Consider the following 1,848-nt stretch of genomic DNA (forward strand, 5'->3'; position numbering starts at 1 on the left):
ATTAATGCAACGCTAGTGATATCACATGTTGAAAAATAACATAACGTATCAAGAGTTTGGATGGGATTACTTACAAGATCAGGATCGAGTTGTTGATTATTGGATCAAGAGAATTGAATCACAAGGGTTCAAGGTAATGATTGAACCAACTGAGGTCGTGTAAGTAAATACCATATTTTGGATATATCTAGCAACCAACTGTAGTCCGTCCCTTTTTTTGCTTTTTAGGGGGGGCATTTTCGTATAAAAATATAAATTCCTCATCTCATCTTCTTGTATACTTGGTTTAAGTTCTTTAAACCAAACTGCTTCTAAATCCTCATCATTAAGTACGTTTCCTCTCCGAAGGGACAAACCCAATTTAGGAAAGGTATATGAGTAGCCTAAAGAAGCATTTTCATTTCTATCATACGGTGAAATCTTTAAACTCACTAACGTTGCATAAACATAAAAGTAATGAACGGAACTACCTTTAGGTTGATGTTCCGTTCATTTAAAGAGTTTTTGGAATAATTAGGGATTACACTTTATTTTGTTGTTTTAGCAATGGACAAGGTTCTGTCTGTTTTAGCTTGCGAGCTAGGCTATTTATACTCTTTCATAAATTCTGCAAGCTTTGCAAAATTACCTTGATTACGCATACCCTCAAACATTTGAGAAACTGATTCTCTTGTTAGCTGAAAGTTTGCAACCAAAGTGGTAATTATCAACTCATGAGTTATCTCAGGAGCATCAAGTATATGCACAAACTCTGGTGCTGTTTGACGTATTTTCCTGTCATAATCTTCGACAATCTTCTCATGGGTCAGTTTATCTGAAATCAAATAAAGTAGGATGTTTAGTTTGGATTCTTGCTCAGATGTTAGATTTTGCTCTAAAAACCAATCATAGTAGGTAAATTCCTGACTCAATCTGATTCCCCCTTGGTGATTTAACTAAGCAACGAACCAGAGCAACCAATCGACCGCAACAACAATTTCCTCGATTGTACCAGGGGAGAGTTTTGTATTCTCTCTTAGGAAGTTTCTTACTTGGTCTTTTACATAAGAAATAGCGTATTCTTCCGCTTCATCCCACCCTTTGCAAAGGTCGTCCAAGAAGTCCGCAATATTATCAGCCCATCTGCCGAATGCTCTAGCGGCAGTTGGGGAAAGCTTTGATATTGCTTTCTCTAGGGCATATCCGCCATTTCTAATATAACTAGCGGCTAATTCTACACCTTCTTTTGTTATCTTCGTTTTCCAACCATAAGGCTCTACTTGTTGCGTCCCAACCTCAAAATTTGGTCCTGCTGTTGTGTACTGTGTTGAAGGTGCGGCTGACGCTGAGACTGGAATTGCTAGAGATACAGCCAATACAGACGTAGACAAAAGGCTTAAAACAGCTTTTTTGAAGAGTCTAAGCATAACAATACCTCCTATATATGCGTTATATTGCACTTATAGTTTATTTTGGGAAAATTTGGTTGTAAATAGGACTAACGTCACATGTTATCTAACTATAATAAGAGGTTGACAATTAGGTTTTAGATTTAAGCGTAAAAAAAGACAGGAACAAACCTGTCTTCAAACAATCAGAACCATTAATTTGAATCTGTACACGGTGAATTTCATTTGTGCTTAGTTTTGAGCGCGAATGACACTTAGAGGGGAGTCATCCATGAAGTTGTAGAAAAAGCAACGAAGTAATTTTCGGTGCTTTAGTTGTTAAAGAGATTTATGGGAATGTAAATTTTTTTGTGTAAATGGGTTTTTAACAGGTGAATGGCTACTTCAACGGCTTTACATGGAGGGGCGGGCATGATAGGCTCGTTAGCCATGCGATGCAGTGATTTACAGGCATCGCCCA

At 37.5% G+C, this 1,848-nt stretch carries 2 protein-coding genes; both read right to left on the reverse strand.

The genetic code is table 11. The features are described from left to right. Window positions 1–584: 584 nt before the first annotated feature. On the reverse strand, window positions 585–911 hold the full coding sequence (locus EDM57_RS20085) for a hypothetical protein (protein WP_026557092.1): 327 nt from the start codon (window positions 909–911) through the stop codon (window positions 585–587). 24 nt (window positions 912–935) lie between these two features. Further along, on the reverse strand, window positions 936–1,406 hold the full coding sequence (locus EDM57_RS20090) for a hypothetical protein (protein WP_026557093.1): 471 nt from the start codon (window positions 1,404–1,406) through the stop codon (window positions 936–938). Window positions 1,407–1,848: the final 442 nt, after the last annotated feature.

Origin of the sequence: Brevibacillus gelatini (genome assembly GCF_003710935.1) — a bacterium.
Classification (GTDB): Bacteria; Bacillota; Bacilli; order Brevibacillales; family Brevibacillaceae; genus Brevibacillus; species Brevibacillus gelatini.

Coding starts and splice junctions, on each gene's coding strand:
- EDM57_RS20090 (WP_026557093.1), bottom strand. CDS start 1,406: ATGCTTAGACTCTTCAAAAAAGCTGTTTTAAGCCTTTTGTCTACGTCT.